The sequence below is a fragment of the Chitinophaga sp. CF418 genome (assembly GCF_900142925.1).
Lineage (GTDB): Bacteria > Bacteroidota > Bacteroidia > Chitinophagales > Chitinophagaceae > Chitinophaga.
The window spans coordinates 47,413-55,844 of sequence record NZ_FRCN01000019.1; the positions used below are offsets into that span (position 1 = coordinate 47,413).

The 8,432-nt window shown below is 46.1% G+C and carries 5 protein-coding genes; 3 read left to right on the plus strand and 2 right to left on the minus strand.

Annotated elements, in window-relative coordinates:
- Positions 1-60: 60 nt before the first annotated feature.
- Together F3I09_RS31615 and F3I09_RS31620 are read right to left on the minus strand one after the other, a co-directional pair.
- Positions 61-1,647, minus strand: coding sequence for an OmpP1/FadL family transporter (locus F3I09_RS31615; RefSeq protein WP_188134036.1), 1,587 nt, complete (start codon positions 1,645-1,647; stop codon positions 61-63).
- An 82-nt stretch (positions 1,648-1,729) separates the two neighbouring features.
- Positions 1,730-2,764 carry a DUF3300 domain-containing protein gene (locus F3I09_RS31620; protein WP_149699056.1) on the minus strand — a complete coding sequence of 345 codons (1,035 nt, stop codon included), beginning with the start codon at positions 2,762-2,764 and terminating at the stop codon, positions 1,730-1,732.
- Between the two features lie 245 nt (positions 2,765-3,009).
- Between F3I09_RS31620 and proS the strand changes: the two genes are divergently transcribed.
- From proS to F3I09_RS31635, 3 genes are all read left to right on the plus strand, one after another.
- Complete coding sequence (gene proS, locus F3I09_RS31625) at positions 3,010-4,485, plus strand: proline--tRNA ligase (protein ID WP_149699057.1); 1,476 nt, start codon at positions 3,010-3,012, stop codon at positions 4,483-4,485.
- Positions 4,486-4,553: 68 nt separating this feature from the next.
- Entirely contained in the window at positions 4,554-7,487 is a 2,934-nt protein-coding gene (locus F3I09_RS31630) for a histidine kinase (protein WP_149699058.1), read from the plus strand.
- A complete protein-coding gene (locus F3I09_RS31635) occupies positions 7,484-8,245 on the plus strand; it encodes a LytTR family DNA-binding domain-containing protein (protein WP_012793534.1) in 762 nt (253 codons plus the stop codon). The genes F3I09_RS31630 and F3I09_RS31635 overlap by 4 nt, the downstream gene beginning before the upstream one ends.
- Positions 8,246-8,432: the final 187 nt, after the last annotated feature.

Sequence of the window (8,432 nt, forward strand, 5' to 3'; positions counted from 1 at the left end):
ATAAAAAGGGCGTCCACTCAAAGCGGACGCCCTTTTTGAAAAATATGTTTGCTGACCGGATCAGAATTTCCAGCCAAAAGTAGCATTGATGTTAGCCTGTTTGCTGTCGATCTGGGCTGCAGCCGGTGTTGTATAGTGGTCCTCCGGAATAGCATTGGAAGACAGTACATAGGGCTGGCTGCTGATGGTATTGCTGCCATATACCACGCCAAAGTCCATATAGAAGCCACGGTTCCTGTAACCGATACCACCGCTGTAATACTCGCGTTTACCGTCAATAGCACCATTCTTATAAGGGTTGCCGTACAGGGCATAACCCAGTCTGAAAGCGATCACGTGCAGTTTTAGCTCACCACCCACGCGAATGTTGGATGCTCCCTGGTAAGTTGATTTAATAGCCTGGTTACGCTGGTCAGAGTCCTCTTTATCATAACTTTGGTCGTTCCGGAAACGCATCTTCATGGAAGCATAGTCCATGTATTCATAATCGAATGAGATGAAACCTGTCGGCTTCCTGGTGTCGGCGGAAGGAGCGAAAAGGAAGGCTGCGCTCAGTACACCTTTCCAGGGGGTTCTGATAGTATACTTTGACTCGTCCTCAAAACCATCAAGGGTCTCGGTAGAAGAGGCAGACAGCACGCCAAAGGTCTTGGTAGAAGTGGTCATATCTGTCCTGTAAGTATCTGTAAAGCTAATCCAGGAAGGAGAGTGAAAAGTAGCTCCCAGGCTTAAGGCTTTAACGGGTTTATAAATACCACCGATCTTAAGATTGATGCCAGTTCCTTCTGATCTGAGGGTTTCAGTAACATCAAAACTGTTCAGGTCTGTCGGCACTGTATTCTGGTTTGTTTCTTTCCATGTTCTTGAATTTTTGTAGGTCATGGTCGGAATATTCAGGCTACCACCGAGGTATAACTTATCATCATAATTAGCAGCAAAAGCGAATGCTACATCATAGGCGCCGCCTTTGGCGTCGACGATGTTCTCTTGTTTTACATTGATACTGCGGTCTTGTGCCTGTGCTGCAGAATAGAAGTTACCGTTAGGCACGCCATTATCCAGATAAGGAGAAATAAGTCCCGTCTTATAAGCCAGCGCAGATGTATGAGCCAGGGAGCCGATAGTCTGACTACCCCCCAGCTGTTCGTTCGGGTTGGTAACGCCTGCTGCTTCTGCGTCCAGGTAATAATTCAATGACAGGGATGAACTTGTATTAGTGCCTGTATAATAGATCCGCTGGTTATAGTTCTGTGTACGGTTCAGGCCCAGGCCAAAGCTGAAATTCTGCCATTTGCTGTCCGGCCTTTTCCTTCTGCCGCCAAAGATCATGGTGACATTGGAAATGAGTGGAATGAACTTATTATCATCACCCTTCTTATTCAGGTAAGTGCCCGTGTTGGAAATATTCTGGAAACCAACAGTAAAGGAGAAATCATTTGTTCTGAAAAAGCCGAGTCCCGCAGGGTTTACATACAGGGAAGAAGCTTCTCCTCCCAATGCGCCCAGGGCGCCGCCTACCGATTGTGCTCTTGTTGTACCTGAAGGTGAAGTCGTGCTGAATCGTAAAGCATCGTCTATCGTTTGTGCATGTAGGGATATACAGGTTCCCGTCAGTGCCAGGGCGAACACCATTCTTTTAATCATCATAGTAGAATTAAGGGTTAAAAAATACCCTGGCTTTTGACCAGGGTACATTTTTAGAATATCAATGATCAAATCATTTTAGTATTTAGTTCCTTGTTCTGCCTGCGCGACCACCACCGCCGCCACCGCCACCGATGGAACCACCACCACTGCCACCAGATCTGGGCGTATAGGATGGAGCCGGTGTATAGGAACGCTGTGGCTGCTGCATTGGCTGGAATGACCTGGTAGGAGGATTGTAAGAGCCACTGGTGCGGCCACCGCCATCGCTACCTACAGGACGTTCGCCTGAAGAAGGTGTAAATGCACGTCTTGGTGTGTAATAACCATCAGGATTGGTTCTGCCACCGGTAGTAGGACGTTCTACTACACGTCCGCCGGGATCAGTAGTACCGGAACCCCTTCTGGCAGGAACATAGTCTGTTCTGGTTGTACGTCCGCCAGGATTTGGCGTTGTACCGCCAACTACCCTGCCTGGGTAAGATGTACCGAAGCTACCGCGTGTACGGCGTCCTACAGAGGAATAACCATAGTAACCTCCGTGGCCACCGTAGTAGCCAGGATAATATCCTCCACCGTAGTAACCACCATAATATCCACCGTAGTACCATGGATTGTATGACCAGCTGCTGTACCATGGGCTATACCATGGATTGTAACCCCAGCCATAACCGAAGCCTATACTGATGGAAGGACCCCAGAAAGAGCTATAGTAAGGAGAACCCCAGCCATAACCAAAGCCACCTCCGTAGTAGCTGCTCATACCCCAGCCGCTGCCGTAGTAAGCGCTGCCGTAATAAGGACTACCGTAAGCACCGGAATACACATTCGGTGAATAGTAATCTGAGTAAGACCCCCTATAGTTGTTGTTGTTAAACATATCTATACGGCGTGAATAGTCCCCCTGATCTTCATCGTCATATGTAACATAGGTGCCGCCATCACCGTCAGCATCAGTCACAGTAACGTTATCGTTATTTTGATTATTGCTTGAAGCATAAGTGGGTTTAACTCTCGGAGAGTAGTACACATCGTCCGGTGTTTGTGTGGTTTTATATGCTGACGAACAACTGCTTAGAATAAACAGCGCTAGTGCAGCGAGGTAAGGAATTGATTTCATTTGTCGGAATTTTTAGCCTGATTTCTATAGTAAATTTACACTATTTTTAACGTAAAGAACGGTTAATGCTACAATAATATCTAGCCACTCATAATATTTTACCAAACTGTTTGCACGTTTCTGATTTTCATGTAGGTTTGTGACATTTTACCTTTTGGTAATATATCTAGTACAAATATTAAGCCAAATTCAGATTTGTTTTAAAATATATGTACTGGTCATGATTATTAATATTTCAACACTATATGAGTAAAGAGATCACAGCCCGTTCTGAAGATTATTCACAATGGTATAATGATTTGGTTCTGAAAGGAGGATTGGCAGATTATTCTGCGGTGAAGGGATGTATGGTGATCAAACCATACGGTTTTGCACTTTGGGAAGGCATGAGAGATGTGCTGGACAAAAAATTCAAAGACACCGGACACCAGAACGCTTACTTCCCCTTATTCATTCCAAAAAGCTTTCTGAGCAAAGAGGAAGATCATATTGAAGGTTTCGCTAAGGAATGCGCAGTTGTAACACACCACCGTCTGATGAAGAATCCGAACGGTAAAGGTGTTGTGGTAGATCCTACCGCCAAACTGGAAGAAGAACTGATCGTTCGCCCTACTTCCGAAACGATCATCTGGAATACATATAAAGACTGGATCCAGTCTTACCGCGACCTGCCGCTGCTGATCAACCAGTGGGCAAACGTAGTACGCTGGGAAATGCGTACCCGCCTGTTCCTGCGTACAGCTGAATTCCTCTGGCAGGAAGGTCATACCGCTCACGCTACCGCTGAAGAGGCGATTGCAGAAACCGAGCAGATGCTGGAAGTATATGCCGACTTTGCGGAGAACTATATGGCGATGCCGGTAGTGAGAGGGGTTAAATCTCCTGCTGAACGTTTTGCCGGTGCCATCGACACTTACTGTATCGAGGCGCTGATGCAGGATGGTAAAGCACTGCAGGCAGGTACTTCCCACTTCCTGGGACAAAACTTCGCCAAGGCCTTTGATGTACAGTTCTCCAACAAAGAGAACAAACTGGAATATGTGTGGGCTACCTCCTGGGGTGTATCCACCCGTCTGATCGGTGCGCTGGTAATGGCGCACAGTGATGATGATGGTCTGGTCCTGCCTCCCCGTATTGCTCCATTACAGGTGGTGATCGTGCCTATCTATAAAGGTGATGACCAGAAGGCAAAGATCGACGCAAAAGTTCACGAGATCATGGGCCAGCTGAAGAAAGCCGGTATCCGTGTGAAATACGATGATAATGACAATGCCCGTCCGGGATGGAAATTTGCGGAATATGAAATGAAAGGCGTGCCTGTACGTATCGCACTGGGCGCCCGTGACCTGGAAAACAATGTGGCTGAAGTAGCCCGCCGCGATACCAAAACCAAGGAAAGTCTGCCGCTGGATGGCCTGGCCGAACGTATCGGTACACTGCTGGAAGATATTCAGCAGCAGATGTACAATAAGGCGCTGACCTTCCGTGACGAACATATCACGCCTGCCGATACCATGGAGGAATTTGAACGCCTGCTCGAAGACAAAGGCGGATTCATTTATGCTCACTGGGATGGCACTACAGATACAGAAGAGAAGATCAAGGAGCGCACTAAAGCGACCATACGTTGCATTCCTTTAAACAATAAACAGGAGGCTGGTACCTGTATCCTTACAGGTAAACCTTCTACGCAAAGGGTATTATTTGCCCGTGCATATTAATAAAACTTACCGGTAGTGCCAGCTGAGCTGGTACTGCCGGTTTTATTATCAAAATCCGACCCGTCTTGATGCCTAAGGTCCGTTATATACTTTTATGGTGGATACTAATGGTTCTGAGCACTGTCAATAACGCAGCTGCCCAGGGGCTGATGATCCGTAATTACAACGTAAAAGACGGTCTTGCGAATGCTACGGTCTATGCTGCTGTTCAGGACAAAGAAGGATTTATCTGGTTTTCTACCCCCACCGGCGTCAGTAAATTCGACGGCAAACGCTTCCGTAACTATTCCAGGAAAGACGGACTTACCGACAATGATGTCGTAAAACTCTCAGCCGATTCAAAAGGACGTGTCTGGTTCTCTACCCTCAACGGCTTACCTTCCTTTTTCTGGAATTATACCATTCATACCGGCCAGAACGATTCTTCCCTGCATGTGGACGCCCGCGGACAATACATGCAGTATATGTTCGAAGACTACGCCGGTTTCATATGGTTTCTTAATACCAACAATCGCATCATTCAATACAGCGGTAAAAAAACAACCTACGACAAGCTGGGCGCCCTGAGTACCGATCTGTTCTACTTTCTCCGTAACGATACTATTTTTAAGCCCCTGCAGCCTTACTTCAACCTGAATGACCTGAAAGATGTCAATAACCCTGATCAGAAGATATCAAGTGTGTGTCCTTTCCCCCTTGATCAGGTTTCCATCCAGCGGGTACGAGAACACCCGGTGATCATTGTGGATAATAACCTGTATACCTACAGCAACAAGGAGGCCGTTTGTTTTTTCAGAGGAACTGACTGGGGTATAAGGGACGAGATCAGTAACATCTGTGTCGATAATGATAATCTGTGGATAGGCACCCCAAGGGCGCTCTATTATCTGAAAGGATTCTTCCGCGGTGAAAAGAAGTCCGCCAAATTGTTGCAGAACCATTACATCACATCGCTGCTTAAAGACAAGGATGGTAATATCTGGATCACAACATTTGGAGACGGCGTTTACAATATTCCCTACAAGAATTTTTACTTTAACTATCTCGACAATACGAACGGACTGTATTCACACTCCATCTTCAGCATCGGTAAAGATGAGAAGACCGGTACACTGCTGATAGGACAGAATGCCGGTGTATTGAATACAATGGATAGCAATAACAGGTTTCGTCAGTTCAACCTGGATACGACCAGTGGACGGAACAGCATCCTCAGTATCCTTCCGTACAAGCCTAATGAAATGCTGATCGGCTCTGACAATGGGCTGTTCACCTTTAATACTGTCTCGCAAAAGCCATTGTTGCTGAAGCGTGTTAAAACGCTGAAAGATGTGGATATCACTCCCAGTGGAAAAATACGGATAGCGACTAAAAACCAGGTGATCAGCGGAGATGATTATATTGTCCCGAAAGAAGATGAGCTGATCACTTCTATTGCCTGTATCAATGATTCTGCTTATTATGTCGGCACCAACGCCGGGTTGTTTTATGGCGATGATGTCTCACATACCTTGAAAATACGGACCACTAAACCTGCGCTGCATTTAAGCATCAAAGACCTGAAATGGATCGATGATGAGCTTTGGGTAGGTACCAGCGATCACGGGTTGTATGTGTTGAGGAAGGATAACAGCGTGGACACTCATCTGAGCACGGCAGACAAACTTGTCAGCGACATCTGTCAGCAGCTGTATTACGATGGAATAGGCCGCTTATACGTTGCTACCAATAAGGGCGTTTCCGTTATTGATGTAAAAACAAAGACACTCATCCGCAATATTACTTCCAATGATGGTCTGATGAGCGATGATGCCCGTAGTGTTTTTTATCAGCAGGGGATTTTATATATCGCAACTTCCAATGGCCTGAGTTATTTCAATGATGCGAAGATGCCGGTAGATACAGTGCCGCCGACTATTTATCTGAATCATGTGCGGTATGGCGACAGCACTTACCTGCCTGGCAAGGAGTTTGTGCTGATGTACCAGCGGAAGGCTTCTTTTGAGGTGGAATTTGGCGCCATTGCCTATGACCTGCCTGAGCTGGTGGAGTACCAGTATAACTTTTCCAGCGATACCTCAAGTGGATGGATCACGACAATGTCTAATATCGTACCTTTCCCGGACCTGCAGCCAGAGACCTATCAGCTGCAGATCAGGGCCAGAAAATACAGAAGTAACTGGAGCCAGCCGGTGGTCGTTACCGTTACCATCCTGCCACGCTGGTACCAGCAATGGTGGGCAAGGGGGATTGTGATACTGCTTGGGTTAATACTGGTAGCCTTCGTATTGAGGGACGTCATCAGAAGGATACAACAAGGGGAGATGAGAAAGACGGAGTACAACCGGAGGATAGCAGAACTGGAGGCAAAAGCGCTGACAAACCAGATGAATCCTCACTTCATCTTCAACTCGCTGAACTCAGTGCAGCACCTGATCATGGAAAAAGAGGAGAAACAGGCACTGAACTTCCTGGCGGATTTTGCTACCCTGATGCGGCAGATGCTGAACAACTCGCGGAAGTCATTTATATCGCTGGAAGAAGAGATAGCCTTCCTGACACGGTATATTGAACTGGAGAAGATCCGTTTTGCGAATGTGTTCACCTATCAGTTCGTGCTGCAGGATGACTTGAAAGACTATACAATCTACATACCACCCATGATAATACAACCGATTGTTGAAAATGCGATTAAACACGGACTGGCTCCGAAAAATGGCAGCGGCAGACTGGAAGTGAAACTGGTGCTCCGGGAAGATATGTTATACTGCTCCGTAGATGATGATGGGATCGGGTGGGAACGTGCGAATGAGATCAAAAGCGGGCGATTGGTAAAGCATGAATCCACCGCTCTGAGCGTGATTAGGGAAAGGTTGCAGATTATAAAATCTTTTAATGGAAATGTTGGAAAGTTAGAAATTATTGATAAATTTAAGTCTGGTTTCGGCAATAAGGAGGGTACCCTGGTTGAAATACTGATTCCCATTGTTAAGATGTTATGAGTAATATAAAAGCTGCGATCGTAGACGATGAAGTCCGCAACATCCATATTTTGCGAAATATTCTGGAGAATTACTGTAAAGATGTTACGGTAGCGGGTGAGGCGCAGAACATTCATGACGCGGCGGAAATGATCAAGAATACCCAGATTGACGTTTTGTTTCTGGATATTGAAATGCCGCCACATAATGGCTTCCAGTTACTGGAAATGTTCCCTGTGTTGAACTTCGAAGTAATCTTCATTACGGCCTTTCAGGAGTATGCATTGCAGGCGATCAAATTTGCTGCGTTGGATTATCTGCTCAAGCCTATCAAGGTGAGTGAGGTTGAAGATGCTTTGGAAAAAGTGAAGAAGAGCAAAAAAGGCCGCCTGAATGAACTGGCTTCTATCCTTAAGGACTACGTTAAGAACAATGATAATGCTTTCTCCAAGATAGTCATTCCTGTTAATGACGGTTACAACGTTATCGATCTGAAAGATATCATCTACTGTGAAGCATTTGACAGCTATACCAAAATACAGCTGATCAATAACGTATCGCATCTCATCTCCAAATCACTGAAGGAGTATGAAGAGATGCTGTCAGATAAAGGCTTCTACCGTGTACATAAATCTTTCCTGATCAATATTCACCATATCGTCAAGATCATAAAGGGGCTGGGCACCGCTGTAGTCATGAGCGACCAGAAAAACATCCCTATTTCTTCCCGTAAGAAAGATGAATTCTTCGCCCAGCTGAAAGGGGTGATCAATTTGTAAGCGATTATTATTTATGGTAATATAACTGCCGCCGCCGTAAGGGGGCTTCTGGTGTTTATAACCATTTCCCCGGGGGAAACCTGTTTCGTTCCGGGGTGTACGCCCGTTTGAATCCCCGGGTTGAAATCCGTTTCGTTTCCGGGGGGTATGTCCATTCGGAATCCCGGGGTTGAAATCCGTTTCGTTT